Source organism: Priestia sp. LL-8, assembly GCF_036227845.1.
Lineage (GTDB): Bacteria > Bacillota > Bacilli > Bacillales > Bacillaceae_H > Priestia > Priestia zanthoxyli.
In genome coordinates, this window is record NZ_JAZAQH010000001.1 from 2,479,371 (window position 1) to 2,499,251 (window position 19,881).

The 19,881-nt window shown below is 38.0% G+C and carries 21 protein-coding genes; 5 read left to right on the forward strand and 16 right to left on the reverse strand.

The annotated features are described in order from the left end of the window. Positions 1-26: 26 nt before the first annotated feature. Positions 27-1,466 carry an amino acid permease gene (locus U9R83_RS12555; RefSeq protein WP_013057233.1) on the forward strand — a complete coding sequence of 480 codons (1,440 nt, stop codon included), beginning with the start codon at positions 27-29 and terminating at the stop codon, positions 1,464-1,466. Positions 1,467-1,502: 36 nt separating this feature from the next. Here U9R83_RS12555 and U9R83_RS12560 read toward each other — a convergent pair whose 3' ends face one another. The 5 genes from U9R83_RS12560 to U9R83_RS12580 all read right to left on the reverse strand — a co-directional run bounded on the left by U9R83_RS12560 (position 1,503) and on the right by U9R83_RS12580 (position 4,216). After that, positions 1,503-1,871 carry a hypothetical protein gene (locus U9R83_RS12560; RefSeq protein ID WP_028413169.1) on the reverse strand — a complete coding sequence of 123 codons (369 nt, stop codon included), beginning with the start codon at positions 1,869-1,871 and terminating at the stop codon, positions 1,503-1,505. 103 nt (positions 1,872-1,974) lie between these two features. Further along, positions 1,975-2,466, reverse strand: coding sequence for a GNAT family N-acetyltransferase (locus U9R83_RS12565; protein ID WP_014459898.1), 492 nt, complete (start codon positions 2,464-2,466; stop codon positions 1,975-1,977). Positions 2,467-2,556: 90 nt separating this feature from the next. Continuing rightward, positions 2,557-3,144 (reverse strand): cysteine hydrolase family protein, encoded by a 588-nt coding sequence (locus tag U9R83_RS12570; protein ID WP_014459897.1) that lies wholly within the window; start codon positions 3,142-3,144, stop codon positions 2,557-2,559. Between the two features lie 21 nt (positions 3,145-3,165). After that, positions 3,166-3,474 (reverse strand): cupin domain-containing protein, encoded by a 309-nt coding sequence (locus tag U9R83_RS12575; protein ID WP_014459896.1) that lies wholly within the window; start codon positions 3,472-3,474, stop codon positions 3,166-3,168. Further along, entirely contained in the window at positions 3,449-4,216 is a 768-nt protein-coding gene (locus tag U9R83_RS12580; RefSeq protein WP_243549398.1) for a YqcI/YcgG family protein, read from the reverse strand. The genes U9R83_RS12575 and U9R83_RS12580 overlap by 26 nt, the downstream gene beginning before the upstream one ends. 152 nt (positions 4,217-4,368) lie before the next feature. Between U9R83_RS12580 and U9R83_RS12585 the strand changes: the two genes are divergently transcribed. Continuing rightward, a complete protein-coding gene (locus U9R83_RS12585) occupies positions 4,369-5,010 on the forward strand; it encodes a LysE family transporter (RefSeq protein WP_115654058.1) in 642 nt (213 codons plus the stop codon). Here U9R83_RS12585 and U9R83_RS12590 read toward each other — a convergent pair. From U9R83_RS12590 to U9R83_RS12605, 4 genes are all read right to left on the reverse strand, one after another. Next, a complete protein-coding gene (locus U9R83_RS12590; protein ID WP_014459893.1) occupies positions 4,996-5,817 on the reverse strand; it encodes an alpha/beta fold hydrolase in 822 nt (273 codons plus the stop codon). The two genes, U9R83_RS12585 and U9R83_RS12590, sit on opposite strands and share 15 nt — an antisense overlap. A 211-nt stretch (positions 5,818-6,028) precedes the next feature. Continuing rightward, entirely contained in the window at positions 6,029-8,455 is a 2,427-nt protein-coding gene (gene parC, locus U9R83_RS12595) for a DNA topoisomerase IV subunit A (RefSeq protein ID WP_115654060.1), read from the reverse strand. Then, positions 8,452-10,428 carry a DNA topoisomerase IV subunit B gene (parE, locus tag U9R83_RS12600; protein WP_115654061.1) on the reverse strand — a complete coding sequence of 659 codons (1,977 nt, stop codon included), beginning with the start codon at positions 10,426-10,428 and terminating at the stop codon, positions 8,452-8,454. The genes parC and parE overlap by 4 nt, the downstream gene beginning before the upstream one ends. 333 nt (positions 10,429-10,761) lie before the next feature. Continuing rightward, positions 10,762-11,175, reverse strand: coding sequence for a CoA-binding protein (locus U9R83_RS12605; protein ID WP_013057242.1), 414 nt, complete (start codon positions 11,173-11,175; stop codon positions 10,762-10,764). Positions 11,176-11,380: 205 nt separating this feature from the next. On the opposite strand from U9R83_RS12605, the gene plsY reads away from it, so the two are divergent. Both plsY and U9R83_RS12615 read left to right on the forward strand, forming a co-directional pair. Beyond that, positions 11,381-11,974, forward strand: coding sequence for a glycerol-3-phosphate 1-O-acyltransferase PlsY (plsY, locus tag U9R83_RS12610; RefSeq protein WP_014459891.1), 594 nt, complete (start codon positions 11,381-11,383; stop codon positions 11,972-11,974). Positions 11,975-12,348: 374 nt separating this feature from the next. Next, positions 12,349-12,639: a HesB/YadR/YfhF family protein gene (locus U9R83_RS12615; protein ID WP_013057245.1), complete on the forward strand. Its 291-nt coding sequence runs from the start codon at positions 12,349-12,351 to the stop codon at positions 12,637-12,639. A 40-nt stretch (positions 12,640-12,679) separates the two neighbouring features. Here U9R83_RS12615 and U9R83_RS12620 read toward each other — a convergent pair whose 3' ends face one another. From U9R83_RS12620 to tlp, 3 genes are all read right to left on the reverse strand, one after another. Next, positions 12,680-13,102 (reverse strand): acyl-CoA thioesterase, encoded by a 423-nt coding sequence (locus tag U9R83_RS12620; protein WP_014459889.1) that lies wholly within the window; start codon positions 13,100-13,102, stop codon positions 12,680-12,682. A 78-nt stretch (positions 13,103-13,180) separates the two neighbouring features. After that, positions 13,181-14,608, reverse strand: a complete 1,428-nt coding sequence (locus tag U9R83_RS12625) for a phospholipase D family protein (protein ID WP_209369307.1) — start codon at positions 14,606-14,608, stop codon at positions 13,181-13,183. A 112-nt stretch (positions 14,609-14,720) separates the two neighbouring features. Next, entirely contained in the window at positions 14,721-14,963 is a 243-nt protein-coding gene (gene tlp / locus U9R83_RS12630) for a small acid-soluble spore protein Tlp (RefSeq protein WP_014459887.1), read from the reverse strand. A 172-nt stretch (positions 14,964-15,135) separates the two neighbouring features. Between tlp and U9R83_RS12635 the strand changes: the two genes are divergently transcribed. Beyond that, positions 15,136-15,747, forward strand: coding sequence for a hypothetical protein (locus tag U9R83_RS12635; RefSeq protein WP_014459886.1), 612 nt, complete (start codon positions 15,136-15,138; stop codon positions 15,745-15,747). A gap of 31 nt (positions 15,748-15,778) precedes the next feature. Here U9R83_RS12635 and U9R83_RS12640 read toward each other — a convergent pair whose 3' ends face one another. From U9R83_RS12640 to acnA, 4 genes are all read right to left on the reverse strand, one after another. Further along, on the reverse strand, positions 15,779-15,922 hold the full coding sequence (locus U9R83_RS12640) for an acid-soluble spore protein N (RefSeq protein WP_014459885.1): 144 nt from the start codon (positions 15,920-15,922) through the stop codon (positions 15,779-15,781). A 44-nt stretch (positions 15,923-15,966) separates the two neighbouring features. Beyond that, positions 15,967-16,110 carry an FbpB family small basic protein gene (locus U9R83_RS12645; RefSeq protein ID WP_014459884.1) on the reverse strand — a complete coding sequence of 48 codons (144 nt, stop codon included), beginning with the start codon at positions 16,108-16,110 and terminating at the stop codon, positions 15,967-15,969. A 212-nt stretch (positions 16,111-16,322) separates the two neighbouring features. Continuing rightward, on the reverse strand, positions 16,323-16,922 hold the full coding sequence (locus U9R83_RS12650) for a TlpA disulfide reductase family protein (protein ID WP_014459883.1): 600 nt from the start codon (positions 16,920-16,922) through the stop codon (positions 16,323-16,325). A gap of 195 nt (positions 16,923-17,117) precedes the next feature. Next, entirely contained in the window at positions 17,118-19,838 is a 2,721-nt protein-coding gene (gene acnA, locus U9R83_RS12655; RefSeq protein WP_115654066.1) for an aconitate hydratase AcnA, read from the reverse strand. Positions 19,839-19,881 lie beyond the last annotated feature (43 nt).

Here is a 19,881-nt window from a genome sequence, read left to right on the forward strand (position 1 = left end):
CGTACATTCGAAAGGAGTATTTATCTATGCAAGAGCAGCAAGAATTAAAACGTGGGTTGAAATCTCGCCACTTAACGATGATTTCATTAGGAGGAGCCATCGGAACCGGCTTATTCCTAGCAAGTGGTGGAGCAATTCACACAGCAGGACCTGGGGGAGCGCTTTTAGCTTACGCTATCATTGGCGTCATGGTTTACTTTTTGATGACCAGCCTAGCAGAGCTCGCAGCTTATATGCCTGAAGCTGGTTCATTTAGTACGTATGCGTCTCGTTTTGTAGATCCATCCTTTGGTTTCGCTCTCGGCTGGAACTACTGGTATAACTGGGCTATTACGATTGCAGCTGAATTATCCGCTGGAGCCCTTATTATGAAATTTTGGTTCCCAAACTCTTCTTCTATTTTATGGAGTGCCCTGTTTTTATTAATTATGTTTGGGCTTAACTACCTTTCTGTAAAAGGATTTGGTGAATCTGAATTTTGGTTTTCGTTAATTAAAGTAGTAACGGTTATCATCTTTTTAGTTATTGGTATTATGATGATTTTTGGTATCTTTAACAATGAAGCACCAGGTTTTAAAAACTTCACGCTTGGTGATGGACCGATTCACGGTGGATTCTTTACTGTACTAGGTATTTTTATGGCTGCTGGTTTTTCATTCCAAGGAACAGAGTTGCTTGGAGTCGCGGCTGGAGAAAGTGAAGATCCCGAAAAAACGGTTCCTCGCGCAGTTAAACAAGTCTTCTGGCGCATCTTGTTATTTTATATTTTAGCTATTTTTGTTATTGGAATGCTTATTCCATACACAGCGGATTCATTAGCAAGTGATGATGTGCGGGTAAGTCCGTTTACTCTAATATTCGAACGAGCAGGTCTGGCGTTTGCGGCATCGGCTATCAATGCCGTTATTTTAACAGCTGTTTTATCTGCTGGTAACTCAGGTATGTATGCTTCTACGCGTATGCTGTGGAACTTAGCGAAAGATGGAAAAGCACCAAGGTTCTTAGCAAAAGTGAATAAACGAGGCGTTCCAGTTAATGCCTTAATCGCAACGGCACTTGTCGGTACACTTGCATTTGGTGCTTCATTTTTTGGAGACGGTGCGGTATACACATGGTTACTTAACGCTTCTGGTATGTCTGGTTTTATTGCTTGGTTAGGAATTGCAATCAGCCACTATCGTTTTAGAAGAGCATTTGTTGCCCAAGGTCATGATTTGAGTGAACTTCCATATCATGCAAAACTTTTCCCGTTTGGTCCTATCTTTGCCTTTATTTTATGTGCTGTTGTTATTTTAGGTCAAAACTATTCGGCGTTTATGGGTGATTCGATTGACTGGTACGGTGTACTTGTTTCTTATATCGGACTTCCTTTATTCTTAATTGTTTGGTTAGGATACAAATGGACGAAAAAGTCAAAACTTATTCCGTTAAAAGAATGCCAAGTAACAGTGAAAAAATACGAGTAAAAAAAGCTCTCTATTCAAAAGAATAGAGAGCTTTTTTTATGTGATCTGATCAGCAAAATGAAGCGATATATAGGGGGGCTGTTTTTTCATAACAAGCATATAACCTTTGAGGGGACGGTTATAGTAATCAGCGGCTTCTATATAATAAATATGCTGAATTAACCTGCTTAAATGGGTTACAAAAGATGGAAGTTGATGAGTAGGAATGCTTTGGATGTAGTCTATGATTTCTTGCTTAGTTTGAAGGCCCGAACGAGTACATTGTAACAGATGAAAAAGCGGATCTGCTGTTATAGTAGATAGTTCAGAATTGTGTTTGATTCTATTCAGCTGGATATGCAGTTCTTTTTTGGACCATCTTTTTGGAATAGCTCTTATATGCTGATATTGAAAATGTGTATTCATGATAGCTAACACCTTTCGTATTAAAATAATAAAATGACTTATTATTTTAATAACCTTTACACATGAAACTAAAACGTTACAATGTGTAAAGGTGTCATACATCTTATAAAATAAGCTGATAAAAAAGCACATCTTGCCACTGATCAAATTTCCAGCCTACTTCTTTAAATTCTCCGCAGAATGTAAAATTAAATTGCTCATGCATTTTGATACTGATATCATTCCCTTTTGTAATCCCTGAAATGACAACGTGATGGTTGAGTTCTTTAGCCAATTCCAAAATCCGCTTCATAAGCTGTTTTCCAATGCCATACCCCTGCTGATTTTTATCAATATAAATCGATAGCTCTACCGTTTGAATGTACGCTTCTTTATCTCGATAAGAAGAAAGCGAAGCATAGCCCGCTACTACTCCATCTTTTTCCGCGACAATAAGCGGAAAGAGTTCATTGCTAATATGATTATTAAACCAGCCCCTTCTTTGTTCTACTGTTACAGGCGTTAAGTCAAAAGTAGCAGCACTTGTTTGAACGGACTGATTATAAATTTCAACAAGCATAGGTAAATCTTCTTCTTTAGCATAACGAATGATCATATGTACAAACTCCTTATAGTATAGAATTATCTTTATTTTACTTCTTTTAATAAACATAATCTACATAAAAAACCGATGTGCGCATGCACATCAGTTATGATTTTGAGCATATTGAAAGGTTTGAAGAACTTGAAGTGTCTCTTTTGTAGAAACGACCGTTGCAAACTCTCCGTGCAAAGAAGACAGTGCGAATGTATGTACATCTTCTGCAGGAAGCCTTGTTTTTCCATCGTAGGACATACAATCAAAACAAGCCGTTGCATCGTTCACAACGTACGTCCTGTACCCTAGATTTCCAGCCATGCGGGCAGTCGTAGAGACGCAGTGATTAGTAGTTAGTCCTATTAAGATAAGCGTCTCATAGCCATTTGCTTTTAAATAGCTATCTAGCTCTGTTCCAATGAAGCAGCTGTTTACGTGTTTACGAATTAAGTATTCATCTTCTTGTGGACCAAATCCTTCTTTAAACTGAAATCCCTTTGAACTTGGGTGTAAAGGAGAATCTGGATTTTCTGATGCATGCTGCACGTGAATGACAGGATAATCTTGGCGCCTCCATGCTTGCAGTAGCGTCAGCATATTCTTTTCTGCATCTAAATTGTTTCTTTCTCCCCACTCGGGTGAATAAAACCCTTCTTGTACATCGATAAGCAGCAGCACTGGCCGGGAACGTAGCATAAGCATCATCTTCTTTCGTCTTTATTTTAAAATGGAAATAACGTATGTGCACCCATCAGGACCAGCTTTTGACGAATGAACCGTTTGTTTCGGTAAATGTATTCGATCTCCTGCCTGACATAGAACCGTATCACGTTCAACTGTAAAGTGAATAGATCCTTCAAGGATATGAAGAATTTCATCAGTTGGATGCGTATGAGATGGGTGCGTTTGAAAAGCAATATCGTGCTGTACTTCAACGTATCCAGTATACGCGGGAAGCAGTTCTTTAATTACTTCTTCAAACTTTCCGCCAACTCCTTTTTTAATAGAGGCTTTTTTTACGTCCATGCTGCTCACTCCTTTTTAATTTAAACGGACATTGTCCGGTAGTATGGTTATTATTATCGTGTAAAAAATATTGCTTCCACTCTCGGTTTTCCTGCTGCCCATACCAGCCTAATTCAGGGTGAGCTGCTACGTCATCATATGTTTTTAACCGATCGCGAACGATCTTTTGTACATGCTTCCCTATTTTCGAATCCCCTGTCATTCCTTCAAACACCCACCGAGGCTGAAATGTAATCATAAATCCTCTGCTCTTACGGCTTTTACGTAAAGAATGAGCAGGTGTATTACAGACGACAAAAATAGGTTCTCCGTGAAAGCAAAATTCCCAGAATGCATCTTTTGGATCTTTTGGAATGTCTTGCGGCCATTTCTTTTGATCAATTTGATGAAGAAATGTCAGCGTATCCCAAAACATCGTTTCGTACTCTTCCATTGAACGTTCTTTATGTTCAGGCTTAAAGAATAACACAAAAGATGTATAGCGACCTATGGTCTTGAACGTATCTATGTATTCTCTAAGTGCCGACGCTGCACTCCTAATATCTTGGTAGTTATAAGGATTCGTCACAAATGAAAAACGCAGTAAATCTTTTTTAAAGCCTTCTACCCCTAATATACAAGGAAATGGATTTTCTTCTGATAATATATCGCTTTGGAAATATTGAAAAGCATCTTTTCCCCAGAACGGGACATGCGTTGACTCTAAAATCTCATTAGCTCGAAAAAGCATTTTTGATGCCATTAAAACCCTCCTTATGGAACTCAACGTTACATGTGTATTAAAAAAAAGAAAGTTTATGAGTATTTTTAACTAAATCCCGCTTCTAAATTATAAAACTCTAATCTATATATATATAAGCTACTGTTGGACAAGTTAGAAAGGAGGCTGTGTTTTTGGAGTGGTTTTTGATTGCTATAAAACAAATAATTCTAGGTGTTAGTCTCGCAGCACCGGTAGGTCCAATCAATATAGAGATGATTAAAAGAGGTCTGACAAAAGGATTTTGGGCTTCTTGGCTAGTTGGTTTAGGAGGCATGACGGCCGATATTTTATTTATGCTTCTCATTTTAATAGGGTTAACGCCTTTTGTTCAGATGCAGGCTGTTACGGTTGTCCTGTATGCAACGGGTTTTGTCATGCTCACATTTGTTGGCTTTCAAAGTATGAAACAAGCTGTCTCTCGTTCCTTTTCAGTAGATGTAAATAACCCTTCTGCTAAAAAAGATAAGTCGTTTTTTACAGGTTTTTTTATTGCTCTTATGAACCCTTTAAATATTGTGTTTTGGTTTGGTGTATTTGGATCAAGCTTAAGCGAAAGCCTTCAAAGTCAAACGTGGCTATCCGTCTTTTTTCATAGCTTCTTTATTATTTTTGGCATCCTTCTTTGGAATTTAAATATTGCGAGCAGCATTCATTTTACAAGAAAATTTATCACGCCTAAGCTTTTTCGCCTCATTACGTTAGGTGCTGGTTTTCTCCTTTTTTTATTTGGCTGCCAATTCGGTTTTAAATGTGTATCCTTACTTATCGGCTGAGCTTTTATTGATGAGTTCAATAAGGGTGTCATTTACTTTCTCACGTTCATCATAAAAAAGGCCGTGTCCACTATTTTCAAACGGGATAAGTGTAGAAAACGAAATGTGACGATTCATTACTTTTGCAAGATCAAATGGACAAATTTGATCTTTTTTTCCGTGTAATATATATGTCTCGACGAAAATTTGACTCAAATCCTCCCGTAAGTCTTCGTCTCGTAAAGACACCGCAGTTTTAATGGTTCCATGACCAGATGCCTCTAAACCTAAATCTTGAAACCATCCTCTAAAAGCTGAGCTGATAGGCTGATTAAAAAACTTTCCCCCAAAGTTCTCAAGCATGTTAGGACGATCTTTATACGTATTTTGGATAATTGTATTTACTTCCTCAACAGGAAGTCCATATGGAAAATCAGTTTTTTGAATAAAGCTTGGAGCCGCTGCCCCTAATAAAATTAACTTCTTCACGCCATATCCTAAATGTCTGCTCATATATCTAATGGCAATGGCTCCCCCCATAGAAAAGCCTACGAGCGTATAATTTTTAAGTTCCAGTCTTTCTACTAACATGCGAATATCATCTGCTAATTGATTATAAGAATAGCCGGTGAAAGGTGCATCTGATTTTCCGAATCCCCGAAGATCAGGAGCGATACATCGAATACCGCGGGCCGGCAGCGTTGTAAATTGGTATTCGTACATTTTAGCGTTAACAGGCCACCCGTGAAGGAAAAGAACGGGTTCCCCTTTTCCAATATCCCGAACAAAAAGTTTAGTCTTAGGAGTTACGTGAATAAAATAGTTCATGTATAACACCTCCTAGTTGTTCTTTTATATATATGTTTAGGACAATTGGAACATTCAAAAGTTTCTTAGAGGCTTGTGTAGGAGGCGTATAATGTGTATCTGGGATGAGAAGTAGGGTAATTCTTTTATATTGTTTATTTAGAACATAGTTTAATTTAAAAACATTAAACAAAAAAAGTAGTAAAGCTTTAAAAACTTTACTACTTTTTTGTTATTTTTCTTCCAGCCACACATCAACTAAATTGCCAGCTTCGCTTTGGTCCAATACGAATGAACCATTGCTGTATCGGTCGCTAGCTCGCATTGTAGATGGATCAACCTGCTCGGTTTGACCTTTAGATGATTCCACTATCATGTAATGTTCTTTAGAGATTACTTTTACTTTTGCAATTTGATGCGGATTAGATTTTAGTTCTCGGACCATCACTAGCCCTCTTTTTGCTCGTGCTGATTCTTCAAATTCAGTAATTTTTGTCTTTTTCACAGCTCCTCGCTGCGTGGCGATAAATAATTCAGTTGATAGAGCTTCATCTTCATCGAAGATAACGCCGCTTACAACATAATCATCGTCTTTTAAGTTAATTCCTTTCACACCAGAAGCGCGAGTTCCTACAATGTTGATTTCTTCTTCCCGGAAACGCAGTCCGTAGCCAGAGCGAGTGGCAATAAACACTTGTTTTTTACCGTCCGTTTGATATACATCGACTACCTCATCATCGCCTTTTAAATTAACGGCGACAAGAGCTTTGGAGTAGCGCTGTGCTTTATATTGAAGTAATTCTGATTTTTTGACCATACCATTTTTCGTAAAGAAAAGCAGATACTGATTTTCTTTAAATTCTTTTACCGGTATCGCCCGTACAATTTGCTCTTCTTTATCAATTGGAACAATGTTCATGATATGCTGCCCCATGTCTTTCCACCTGATATCAGGAAGTTCGTGCACTGGCATATATAAATAATTCCCTTTGTTTGTGAAGATGAGCAGCGTTTCAGTTGTATTAATTTCATACTTCGCTAAAATTCGGTCCGTATCTTTCATACCGAAGTCTTGTCCGTTAGACGCGGCGTAAGAACGAAGGCTTGTTCGTTTTACGTATCCGTCTTTTGTGACTGTCACCATCACTTCTTCAGAAGGAACCATCACTTCTAGATTAATCTTAATTTCTTCGATTTCCGCTTCAATTTTTGAGCGGCGTTCTGTACTGTATTGCTTTTTCACACGGCGTAATTCTTTTTTGATGACATTAAAAAGTTTTTTCTCGCTATGTAAGATTTCTTCTAACTCGTTAATTTTAGCACCTAGCTCTTCAGCTTCTGCTTGTAGAGCTGTGATGTCCGTGTTTGTCAAACGGTATAATTGAAGCGACACAATCGCTTCTGCTTGAGGTTCTGTAAATTCATATTTAGCAATTAAATTATTTTTAGCGTCGCGCTTATCTTTAGAAGCTCTAATCGTCGCAATAACTTCATCTAAAATCGACAGTGCCTTAATCAATCCCGCTACAATATGTTCACGTTCACGTGCTTTTTGCAGTTCGTATTTAGAACGATTTGTTACTACTTCTTTTTGATGATCAATATAAGCATCAAGAATGTTAGCCAAACTCATAAGCTTTGGTCGCTTTTTAGCAATGGCAACCATGTTAAAGTTATACGGTACTTGCAGATCCGTATTTTTATAAAGATAGTGAAGTACTCCTTGGGCATTTGCATCTTTTTTCAGTTCTACTACGATGCGCAAACCGGTACGATCCGTTTCATCGCGAACTTCAGCAATGCCTTCCACTTTTTTATCTAAACGAAGCTCATCCATTTTCTTAACAAGGTTGGCTTTGTTTACTTCAAACGGAATTTCCGTAATGACAATTTGCTGTTTCCCCCCGCGAATGGACTCCACTTCCGTTTTTCCGCGAATAATAATTTTTCCTTTACCTGTCTCGTAGGCCTTCTTAATCCCGTCTACCCCTTGAATGATTCCTCCCGTAGGAAAATCAGGACCTTGAATAGCCGTCATCAACTCTTCAATTGTACACGTTGGCTTATCAATTCGCATGATTGTTGCGTCAATTACTTCACCTAAATGATGAGGAGGAAGTTCTGTAGCATAACCAGCTGAGATACCCGTTGACCCATTCACTAGCAGGTTAGGAAACATAGCTGGTAACACAGTTGGTTCGCTGCTTGTATCATCGAAGTTAGATACAAACTCAACCGTTTGTTTGTCAATATCTCGTAGAAGTTCTGCAGCAATCGACGAAAGTCGAGCTTCTGTATAACGCATTGCTGCTGGGGGATCTCCATCAATACTTCCGTTGTTTCCATGCATTTCGATTAATACATTTCTAACTTTCCATTCTTGACTCATTCGAACCATGGCATCATATACGGATGAATCACCATGAGGGTGATAGTTACCAATTACATTCCCTACAGTTTTGGCTGACTTGCGAAACCCTTTTTCTGCTGTATTTCCATCTACGTGCATTGCATATAAAATACGGCGCTGAACGGGTTTTAACCCGTCTCTTGCATCTGGCAGTGCACGCTCTTGAATGATATATTTACTGTATCGACCAAAACGGTCGCCTAGTACATCCTCAAGAGGTAAATCTAAAAAGCGTTCTGTTTGTGTCATTGTACGTCCTCCTCTGCGACCGTTAATACATTTTCATTATCTAAAATATTTGGATCTTCTTCTAACCCAAACGCTACATTACTTTCAATCCATTTTCTGCGTGGTTCTACTTTATCGCCCATCAAAGTGGTCACACGACGATCAGCGCGAGCAGCATCATCAATACGGACACGAATCAGCGTACGCGTCTCTGGGTTCATTGTTGTTTCCCAAAGCTGATCTGCGTTCATTTCACCGAGACCTTTATAGCGTTGAATCATGTACCCTCTTCCTACCTTATCGATAGCACCTTGCAATTCTTCGTCACTCCATGAATATTCAACCACTTCTTTTTTACCTGACCCTTTACTTACTTTGTAGAGCGGTGGAAGAGCAATAAATACTTTTCCTGCTTCCACAAGCGGTTTCATATAGCGGTAGAAAAACGTTAGCAGAAGCACTTGAATATGAGCGCCATCCGTATCCGCATCAGTCATGATGACTATTTTATCGTAGTTAATATCATCAATTGTAAAATCTGCACCTACTCCTCCGCCTATCGCGTGGATGATCGTACTAATTTCTTCGTTTTTAAAAATATCTTGAAGCTTAGCTTTTTCGGTATTGATAACTTTCCCTCGCAGTGGCAGCACAGCTTGAAAGCGGCGATCCCTTCCTTGTTTTGCTGAACCTCCGGCGGAATCCCCTTCGACTAGGTACAGTTCGTTTCGCTGAGGATTTCTTGATTGCGCAGGTGTTAACTTCCCGCTTAGAACGGTTTCTTGACGCTTTCGTTTCTTCCCGTTTCTTGCGTCTTCTCTCGCCTTTCGTGCCGCTTCACGCGCTTGAGCAGCTTTGATTGCTTTTTTTACAAGAAGAGAGCTTACGTCCGGATTTTCTTCTAGGAAATAGGCAAGTTTTTCAGAAATAACTGCATCTACCGACGAACGAGCTTCACTTGTACCTAACTTTCCTTTGGTTTGTCCTTCAAACTGAAGCAACTCTTCAGGTATTCTAACGGAAACGATGGCTCCTAATCCTTCTCGTATATCCGTTCCTTCTAAGTTTTTGTCTTTTTCTTTTAGCAGGCTTACTTTACGGGCGTATTCATTAAATGCACGGGTCATAGCGCTTTTTGCACCGGACTCATGCGTTCCCCCGTCTTTGGTACGAACATTATTAACAAATGATAAAATGGTTTCAGAATAACCATCGTTAAATTGAAAGGCAAATTCAACTTCAATATTATGATGAATCCCTTCAAAAAAGACGACTGGATGAAGTGAATCTTTTTCTTCATTTAAGTATGAAACGAAGGCTTGAATACCTGTTTCATAATGAAAGATATCGTGACGATCATGTCTTTTATCGATTAACTCTATTTTGAATCCTTTTAACAGAAAAGCCGATTCGCGGAGCCGTTCACAAAGCGTGTCATAATTGTACACGGTTGTTGAAAAAATCGTGGCATCCGGTTTGAAATGAATCGTTGTTCCCGTTTTTTTCGTTTTCGCTATTTTTTCTAGCGTCGTAACCGGCTTTCCTCCATTTTCAAAACGCTGTTCATAAATAAATCCATCTCTATGAATGGTTACAGTCAACCATTCAGACAGCGCATTTACAACAGATGCACCTACTCCGTGTAAGCCTCCGCTTGTTTTATATCCACCCTGTCCGAATTTACCTCCTGCATGCAAGATGGTTAAAATAACTTCAGGCGTTGGTTTTCCTAGTTTATGCATGCCCGTTGGCATACCTCGACCTTTATCTTGTACAGAAATTGAATTATCTTTGTGAATGGTTACAATAATTTCTTCTCCGTAGCCTGCTAGAGCTTCATCGACAGAGTTGTCGACGATTTCATATACTAAATGATGCAGACCTCGTGTATCCGTACTTCCAATATACATACCAGGACGTTTACGAACGGCATCTAATCCTTCTAGTACTTGAATTGCATCTTCATTATAATTAAATTGTTGTTTCCGAGCCATTCATACTACCCCTTTCATCACAACGAACATTACTACATTATGTATGAAACACAAACGTTTGCGCTTCGTGTCTAAGAATAAATGATCATGTATCCTATCTTTTAATTTTATAGTGTTCGCATCAATAGAACGTATGTTTCTATTTTTGCGTACTTACAAGATTTTAGCACAAATTTCCGTATTATAAAAGCAATATCTTGTGTATTCATGGATTATAAGCCTTATAAAGCTAGCTGTCTAACGTCTATTGTAGCGGAAACGCTCTTACTATTTCAACGCATGGTGAAACCCATGCAAGCAGTGTGCATGGGTTGGTTGTTCTGCTTATAGATCTTACTTTGTTAAAGCATGCTCGACTTTTATACAACGATCCATAACTACAGTATACCCTTTTTTAGCGAGCAGGTCATATGCTTCTTCATTAATTAAACCAGATTGTGCCCAAAATACGTCTGCATCTACTTCTAAAAACTCTTCTGCAACTTCAAGCAAATGCTCAGAGCGACGAAATACATTAACGATATCAATATGCCCTTCAATTTCTTTTAATGAAGATACGGCTTTTACGCCGAGCGCTGAGTTGATTGTTGGGTTCACCGGAATTATCTCGTAACCTTGTTGCTGCATGGCTTCTGAAACCATATAAGACGTTCGATGAGGATTATCTGATAAACCTACTACAGCAATGCGCTTGCTTTTTTTTAATATTTTACCAAGCTCTTGACGGGAAGGAATTTTAATGGACATGTCTATTACCTCTCTTAGCTATATAATATGTACTGAACAACATTCGCGATTTACAGTTGATTTCCTGCATATAGTACCCGTTTTCTCTATTTTTGTAAACGTCTTCTTTTTTTAAAATAATTGTCTCTCACCCAAAACTAACTATGTTTTTTTAAGTATCTCATGGTAAAATAGAAACGATATAGAAATAAAGGAGCTTTCAAACATGAATTATTTATTACCTATTCTTGCCTATATCTTGGGCTCTATTCCTTTTGGACTAGTTGTTGGAAAACTAGGATACGGCATCGATATACGAGAGCATGGAAGCGGCAATTTAGGCGGCACCAACTCATTTCGTACATTGGGTGTAAAAGCCGGAATTATCGTTACGCTTGGAGACATTCTAAAAGGCACCCTAGCAGCTTCTTTACCGCTTTTATTTGATACAAATCAAAACATTCTCTTCATTGGTTTATTTGCTGTCATTGGTCATATTTTTCCTATTTTCGCGAAATTTAAAGGCGGGAAAGCTGTTGCCACATCCGCCGGAGTGATTTTATGTTATGAACCTCTTTTATTTGTTTTCGTGCTATTATGTTTTTTTATCTGCTTATACATAACGAAGTATGTATCACTGTCATCAATGGTTACTGGGGTATTAACCTTTATCTACACGCTATTTAAGCAAGACTACATGCTTATTATGATTATTGGTGTAATTGTAGCCTTTGTCATTTACAGACACCGCGCAAACATTACCCGAATTCTTAATAAAACAGAACCGAAAGTCACATTTTTGTCAGGTAAAAAGAAATAAGAGGATCTTCCTCTTATTTCTTTTTTTATAACCACTTTGTAAGCGAATACATTTCTTGTTTATTAGTTATACTGATACTAAAATAAGGAGGTGAATGATGTGAAGAAAAAATGCCCTATTTGCAAACGAAATAAGAAAATGGATTCACAGCTAGAAGGAAGCCGCTACTGCGTTCACTGCTGGGAAACCATTGGAAAACAATATGATTTCAAATGAAAGAATGAAACGATTTAATATAGAAATGAAGCATTCACCTCTATATTAAATCGTTTTATTTTATCTCATTCCTTCCTAGCTGGATTCGTATATATTGGTAATTTATCTATCTTTCTACTATAATAAATGTATCCGCAGTATTGGAAGGAGCATAATTAATGAAATTGACAGTAACAGAAGCAGCAGCTACGTGGTACAAAGACGAAATGATGCTAGAAGGAAATGAAACAATTCGCTTTTTTGTTCGCTACGGCGGATGCAGCAACGTTCAAAAAGGTTTTTCTTTAGGTGTAAACACAGATTCTCCTAAAAACGTTGGCGTTGAAACAAAAGTTGACGGTTTAACATTCTTCGTAGAAGATGAAGACCTTTGGTACTTTGATGGTCATGATTTGACCGTAAATTATAATGAAGAAACAAAAGAACCTGACTTTCATTACGAAGCGTAAGAAAAAAGCATCGATTTATCGATGCTTTTTATTCTTACGCTTAACCCTGCTTCTTGGCACCTTCATAGGCTTTATGCCATTCCGGATAATTACGGCGAACTGAAATAGGCTTAAAGTTTTCTTTTTTCACACATACGTGTGACGATGTTCCTGTTAACGCAAGTTCTTCATTTGAATTAAAAATTTCGTAGCCGTACACAACGCGTAGCCCGTCATAGCTCTCAACCCAAGTATGTACTACAGCTGTCTCGCCATAATGAAGCGGCTTTTTATATGATGCCTGTATATCAATAACCGGCGACAGCACACCGTCTCTTTCCATTTGTGCATAGCTAAAACCTAAATCACTAATAAACTGCGTTCGACCTATTTCCATCCATACTAAATAGTTAGCATGATACACAACGCCCATCTGATCAGTTTCTGCATAGCGCACTTCGATTTCTTTCTTCGATACTAGCATGATTTTACCTCCTCTTGCACTGTTCCTGTTTTATCTTACCATATAAGGAGAATATACTCCTACTAGTTTGGTTATTACTCAATATGTTGTAAGACTAAGCGCATCTTGAATGCGATATATCAGCATTTCCAGCCTCGTCATCTTATTTTCATACCTTTTATAAGGAAGTGTATATGTGTAGTCTTTATTTGTCCATAGGCGGTCAAAATAAGCGTTTAGTTCGGTCATAACCTTTTTGCTAGGAGGTCCTGATACTTTAACATCCGTTTCTAAGTTCAAATCATCCAAATTTCGTTTTGTGAAATTTGCTGCTCCTGCAATAATAGTTGCATTTTTTTTGTTTCGAATAAATAAAGTTTTGGGATGATACTGTTCTTTCCCTGTATGATACCAGCGAACTTTAATATCTCCTTTGGATTTATTTACAAGTTCTGCTGCTACTGGACGGTTAGGCAGTCCAAACTTTTTTTTTCCAAACGCATTTTCATTAGGATCTAAAATTAATCGTACGTTTGCGCCATGTTTAGAAGCTTTTAAAAGCGCCTTTATTACGTCTCGATCTCCAAGATAAAACATGCCAAGCCATACATCGTCGCCTTTTTTAGCATGACGTAAATCATTTAATACGTGCTTATAAATTTTACCTTCTGTTAACAGCTGAACATAGAGGTCTCCCTTTTCTTTTTCTTTCTTCTTATACCGAGGTAACTTTCCTCCGTAAGAAAAATCTGACACCGCTTGTTCACTTTTTACCACATCTCCAATGATATTCCCCTTTACTTCAAAGGCCATGTTGGAATTATAAAAGCTTGCATCATGAGGATTGGCAGAGGAGATAATAACGCTTTGATCGGTTGCTACTACTTTTCTGTGATTAGCTTTTACATTTAACAACTTAAAATAAGCACGGGCCGTCACGTTAGGCGCATTATTTCCGAAAGGATTCGTGATCCATCCGGTTCCTTTTTCACCAAACCACTGAACAAAAGTTCTCCACACTGAAGAATATAGTGGAATGGAATCTCTGAGCTTAGATAAATTGGTTTGCACCACTTTGATTCCGTTTAGCCGCAGTGAATCTAACCACTTTGAATCATGTGAGCCGTAGGTTGTATTGATTTCATCTGTAATAAAGACGATTTCGATATTAGGATGTTTTCGTTTCTTTTCAATCAGCTTACTTGCAAGCGTATCACTAAGGTGAGGAAACGTTTCGCCTTGGTTATAGTAGCCATTAAATAGAAACATATCCATAATAATAAAAGCTTTTGCGTCATCAATCGCATTCGTAACTGCTTGAAAAATATGTTGTTCAGAAACAGATGTCTGCTGGTCTTGATACGTTAGGTCTGACAAAAGAAATACATCTTCTACTTTGTGGGGCTTACTTTCGTATGACACTCCTTTAGGCAAGGGTTTATGCGTGTGATAAGAGCCCACAATAATCAAGACGACAAGCAAACTGACCAAAATCCTTACTATTTTCTTTTTCACGTGCTTTTTCACCTACATAAACCTCTTCGCTAGTTTATATTATTATTCACCTTACTAAAAAAATATAGAAAGAAAGCAGCTAAAACCGTTTATTTTTAGCTGCTTATTGTCGCTGTTTTACTTATTAAATCGTACCTTCGTAACCATTTTGACGAGCTTCTGACTCATCTTTTATTTCGCTGCGCATTGCTTCGATACTTACTTCACGATTGTGATTTTTTTGCTGAATGCGCTGACGTTCTTCTTCAGTGCTGCATGCAGCAGCTTCTTCTGCTTCTTCAATGTTTTTCATTGTATTTTGGACCATTGTTTGTAATTTTTCAACGTTATCACTGCGATCGTCTGGATTCGATTTATTCCATGCCATTGTATCTTCCTCCTCAAAATAACTTTGTTACAATTGTAGTATGCCGGAATTGTTCATCTCTATAAGTGGAAAAAAATGATTTTAGTTTACATAATATAATTATAATAAAGTTAAAATGTATATATAAAACATACATAATATGGTAATATATACATACAAAGGGGGAATCGCTATGACCAAACGATTGATAGCATTACTAAGCGCAATCTTTATTGCAGTGCTTGTTGTATTTTTTATGTCGCAAACCTCATTGGCATCAAAATTGACAGCAAGTGCCTCTATGAAGCCTCATCATTACTCAAAACATGAAGAAAAAATGTTAGCCGTGACAAACTTAGACTACAAAAGCAATATCATTGCATATGATGTTAAAGCTCCTAATGGCGCAAAAGAAGCTTATGTAAAAGCTACTTATTATGAAAAGGGAAAAGCCAAACAATCTTTATTTTCAGGAGGGTTGACTGTTTCAAAAGAATTTGACATGTTTGCTATTACATATAAAATCGATGATGATACTCACAAAGTTATGTTTAATGTAGGAAGCAACGATACAAACTTAGGGATAGAAGCGGAAAAGCCCAAAAAAATGAACGGCTATTCCTTTACTGGATTAGAGAAAAAACAAAAAGTAAAAATGAATAAACCATATCCAGTTGCTGCTTTATTTGGTGACGATGGCAGTGGCATACGAGTTGCTCCGCTTTCAACCGATGATGAAGAGGCTGTTAAAGAGCTTATTTCGAGCAACCCTTACGTTTATTTATTCACAGTAGAATTCAAATAATAAAAAGTCGCTGAATTCAGCGACTTTTTATTCATTCACCTTTGGTTTGAATAACTTGAGGATGCTTGCCGGATGTATCTTGCATTTGTTTTCCGTTATTTCCACCAGCTTCTCTCGGTTGAGTGCCGATGTGATTCGGAACAAAACTTTTGCTTTGTTTTTTAGGATTTCCCATGCTTATCCCCTCCTCACCGTTACTCTAACCAACTTACTTTAAAGTTATTCAGCTCTTTCAAGCATACGATCTTCTAACCGCTTTTCAATTTCCAATTCAATGCGTTCAATTTCTGACTGATCTTTTAACAGCTGCGTTTTATTTTCTTGCACTAACTCTTCAAATGAACGTTTGCGTAATTTCCTCATAATTCCAACACCTACTTTATGTAATTTTTATGAAAAATCTGAAAAATCAAAAGAAACTGATATCATATAACTATCTATATTGTAACCAATTTGTCAGATAAGTAAACATACTTTTTGAAAAGTTGTAAGAAAGTTTGACATGTTTACTGACTTATCTATATATACGATGGTAAAGTAAATAAGTTTCATTTTTAATAAAACAAGCAGCGAAGTTAATTCGCTGCTTGTTGAGCAAAGTTTTCCATTTGTTTAAGCGTCATTGGACCATTCACTCGCTGAACAATTTTCCCTTCTTCATCTATAAAGTAAGATGTCGGAATGGTGGACACCCGATATTTTTTACTCCCTACAGTATCTTGGTCGTCCAATAATACATGAAACGTAAACTGTTTTTCTTTCAGAAACTTAGATACTGCCTGTTTACTGCCTTCTGATGAAGTTAAATTAACCGCAAGCAGCTGTACGTCGTTTCCATATTTCTTATAAAACGCTTGCATATCGGGCATTTCTTTTTGACACGGCGGACACCATGTGGCCCAAAAGTTTAAAATAACTTTTTTTCCTTTAAAGTCCGATAATTGAACAGTTTTTCCGTTCGTATCTGAAAGTGTAAACGGAGGTGCTGTATCTTTTGGTTCTAACCCATAAGCTTGACCCGAAGCCTGACGAGCACTATCGCCTTTTTTAATATTTAAATCCTTGTATTCGCTTAAGTTAGAATTATCGGATGCTTCATTTGGAGAAAGCCCTTGCCAAAGTGCGTAGCTAAGAAAGCCTACTAGAAGCAAGACCGCAATTATTTTTTTAACCATATGATCGGCTCCTTTATTTCTTCTAAAAAGTGATAATCTATGTACTAATAGATATGTGCAATATCTACTAAAATAATCCTTTTATCGGGCATTTTCTTTTATAATATAGCATATTTCCCTCTCACTTTTTGTCGAAAACGGTGCGTTTGCATAAAAAAAGAGCGGCTCACGAGAACCGCTCTTTTTCTTTATACCTTACGCATGTGTTTTAGACTGTAATTTATCACGAAGCACCATTTGAAGGATACCACCGTGACGATAGTAATCAATTTCAACTTCACTATCGAAACGAACCAGTACTTCAAATTCTTTTTTGTTTCCAGCTTCATCAGTTGCTGTTACTTTTACAAGATCACGTGGTTTTACTGTTTCATCAACTGCTACTGCAATTGTTTCTTTTCCAGTTAAACCTAATGTATCCGCGCTTTCACCATCTTTAAATTGAAGAGGTAAAACACCCATTAATACTAGGTTTGAACGGTGAATACGCTCAAAGCTTTCAGCGATTACTGTTTTAATACCTAAAAGATTTGTGCCTTTTGCTGCCCAGTCACGAGAACTTCCCATGCCGTAATCTTTACCTGCAAGTACAACAAGACCTGTACCTTGCTCTTTGTATTTCATACAAGCATCATAAATGCTCATTACGTCATTTGTTGGCCAGTACGTTGTCCAGCCACCTTCTGTACCAGGAGCTACTTGGTTTTTAATGCGGATGTTTGCAAACGTACCGCGCATCATCACTTCATGGTTACCACGACGAGAACCGTATGAGTTAAAGTCTTTTGGTTCTACACCGTTTTCTTGAAGGTAAAGACCTGCAGGTGATGTTTTTGCAATTGAACCCGCTGGTGAAATGTGATCCGTTGTCACTGAGTCACCAAATTTCGCTACTACGCGAAGATCATTTAACGCTTCTACTTCACCTGGCTCTTCTGATAACCCTTCAAAGAAAGGTGGGTTTTGAATGTACGTTGAATCATTCTCCCACGTATAAAGAGCATCTTCGCTTGTTTTAATTTCATTCCAGCGCTCGTTATCATCGAATACGCGCTCATACTCGTTACGGAATAATTCAGGCGTTACCGTACGGCTAACAACTTCTTTAATTTCATCTTGTGAAGGCCAAATGTCACTAAAGAATACTTCGTTTCCGTCTGTATCAATACCGATTGGATCTTTTTGTAAATCCACATCTACTGTTCCAGCCAGTGCATATGCTACAACAAGCGGCGGAGAAGCAAGATAGTTACCTTTTACTAATTGATGAATACGTCCTTCAAAGTTACGGTTTCCTGAAAGAACAGACGTTACAAGCAAATCGTTGTCTGCAATCGCTTCTTCAATTTCAGCTTCTAATGGACCAGAGTTACCGATACAAGTCGTACAGCCGTAACCTACGATGTTAAAGCCGATTTTATCTAAGTATGGAAGCAATCCTGAATTTTGCAGGTAAGCCGTTACTACTTTTGAACCTGGTGCTAATGACGTTTTCACGTAAGCTGGAACATCCAATCCTTTTTCTACCGCTTTTTTGGCAACTAAACCAGCTGCTACTAATACGTAAGGATTTGATGTGTTCGTACAGCTTGTGATAGCCGCAATGGCAATGGCACCTGTTTTCATTGTTGTTTCTGAACCGTCTGCAAGCTTAAACGTAATTTCTTTATCTACGTCTTTAGCATCAAGTCCGAAGCTTTGGTTGCTAACAGGAGCTGTTAAAGCCTTCTTGAATTCTGTTTGCATTTGAGAAAGTGGAATTAAATCTTGCGGACGCTTTGGACCAGAAAGATTCGCTTCAATTTCTGCAAGGTTAATCTCAACAACGTCAGTGAAAATTGGATCTTCATTTTCTGGTGTGAAGAATAAACCATTTGCTTTTGTATATTGTTCGACAACCTGAATGTCTTTTTCATCTCTTCCTGTTAAACGCATGTATGCTAATGCTTCTGCGTCAACCGGGAAGAATCCACATGTTGCACCGTATTCAGGAGCCATATTAGCGATTGTCGCACGGTCAGCTAATGGAAGTTCTGCTACGCCAGGACCGAAGAATTCCACGAATTTTCCGACTACTCCTTTTTGACGAAGCACTTGCGTAACTTTTAACGCTAAGTCTGTAGCTGTAGTGCCGTTTGGTAATTCACCAACAAGTTTAACACCGATTACTTCAGGAACTGGGAAATAAGAAGGTTGACCAAGCATACCTGCTTCCGCTTCAATACCGCCAACACCCCATCCTAAAACACCGATACCATTAATCATTGTTGTATGAGAGTCAGTACCTACTAGAGAATCAGGGAAAGCTACGAATTCACCATCTTCTTCAACAGCATGAACAACGTTTGCTAAATATTCTAAATTTACTTGGTGCACGATACCAGTAGCTGGTGGAACTGCACGATAGTTATTAAATGATTTTTGAGCCCAGCTTAAGAAATTATAGCGCTCTGTATTACGTTGAAACTCAAGGTCCATATTAATTCGTAATGAGTCAGCTGTACCTGCTTTATCAACTTGTACGGAGTGGTCGACAACGAGGTCTACTGGAATTTCTGGATTGATTTTGTCAGGATCTCCTCCTAAATCAGCCATTGCTTTACGAAGTGACGCTAAGTCTACAACCGCTGGAACTCCAGTGAAATCTTGAAGAATAACGCGAGATGGTTTGAAAGGAACATCGATATCTTTAATATCTTTTGTTCCCCATTTTGCAAGGTTTTCGACGTGTTCTTTTGTAATAACACGGCCATCTACCTGACGAAGAACAGATTCTAATAATACTTTAATTGAATACGGCAGCTTAGATACGTTACCTAAACCTGCTTCCTCTAAAGCTTGTAAGCGGTAATAATTATATGTGCTGCCATTAAGATCGAATGACGAACGAGCGTTAAAAACGTCTTTTTTAGTCATTGCTTTTACCCCCTTAAAATTCTATGTATAAAGGATTTACTTA

Coding starts and splice junctions, on each gene's coding strand:
- U9R83_RS12555 (WP_013057233.1), top strand. CDS start 27: ATGCAAGAGCAGCAAGAATTAAAACGTGGGTTGAAATCTCGCCACTTA.
- U9R83_RS12560 (WP_028413169.1), bottom strand. CDS start 1,871: ATGAATACACATTTTCAATATCAGCATATAAGAGCTATTCCAAAAAGA.
- U9R83_RS12565 (WP_014459898.1), bottom strand. CDS start 2,466: ATGATCATTCGTTATGCTAAAGAAGAAGATTTACCTATGCTTGTTGAA.
- U9R83_RS12570 (WP_014459897.1), bottom strand. CDS start 3,144: ATGCTACGTTCCCGGCCAGTGCTGCTGCTTATCGATGTACAAGAAGGG.
- U9R83_RS12575 (WP_014459896.1), bottom strand. CDS start 3,474: ATGGACGTAAAAAAAGCCTCTATTAAAAAAGGAGTTGGCGGAAAGTTT.
- U9R83_RS12580 (WP_243549398.1), bottom strand. CDS start 4,216: ATGGCATCAAAAATGCTTTTTCGAGCTAATGAGATTTTAGAGTCAACG.
- U9R83_RS12590 (WP_014459893.1), bottom strand. CDS start 5,817: ATGAACTATTTTATTCACGTAACTCCTAAGACTAAACTTTTTGTTCGG.
- parC (WP_115654060.1), bottom strand. CDS start 8,455: ATGACACAAACAGAACGCTTTTTAGATTTACCTCTTGAGGATGTACTA.
- parE (WP_115654061.1), bottom strand. CDS start 10,428: ATGGCTCGGAAACAACAATTTAATTATAATGAAGATGCAATTCAAGTA.
- U9R83_RS12605 (WP_013057242.1), bottom strand. CDS start 11,175: ATGTCCATTAAAATTCCTTCCCGTCAAGAGCTTGGTAAAATATTAAAA.
- plsY (WP_014459891.1), top strand. CDS start 11,381: ATGAATTATTTATTACCTATTCTTGCCTATATCTTGGGCTCTATTCCT.
- U9R83_RS12615 (WP_013057245.1), top strand. CDS start 12,349: ATGAAATTGACAGTAACAGAAGCAGCAGCTACGTGGTACAAAGACGAA.
- U9R83_RS12620 (WP_014459889.1), bottom strand. CDS start 13,102: ATGCTAGTATCGAAGAAAGAAATCGAAGTGCGCTATGCAGAAACTGAT.
- tlp (WP_014459887.1), bottom strand. CDS start 14,963: ATGGCATGGAATAAATCGAATCCAGACGATCGCAGTGATAACGTTGAA.
- U9R83_RS12635 (WP_014459886.1), top strand. CDS start 15,136: ATGACCAAACGATTGATAGCATTACTAAGCGCAATCTTTATTGCAGTG.
- U9R83_RS12640 (WP_014459885.1), bottom strand. CDS start 15,922: ATGGGAAATCCTAAAAAACAAAGCAAAAGTTTTGTTCCGAATCACATC.
- U9R83_RS12645 (WP_014459884.1), bottom strand. CDS start 16,110: ATGAGGAAATTACGCAAACGTTCATTTGAAGAGTTAGTGCAAGAAAAT.
- U9R83_RS12650 (WP_014459883.1), bottom strand. CDS start 16,922: ATGGTTAAAAAAATAATTGCGGTCTTGCTTCTAGTAGGCTTTCTTAGC.
- acnA (WP_115654066.1), bottom strand. CDS start 19,838: ATGACTAAAAAAGACGTTTTTAACGCTCGTTCGTCATTCGATCTTAAT.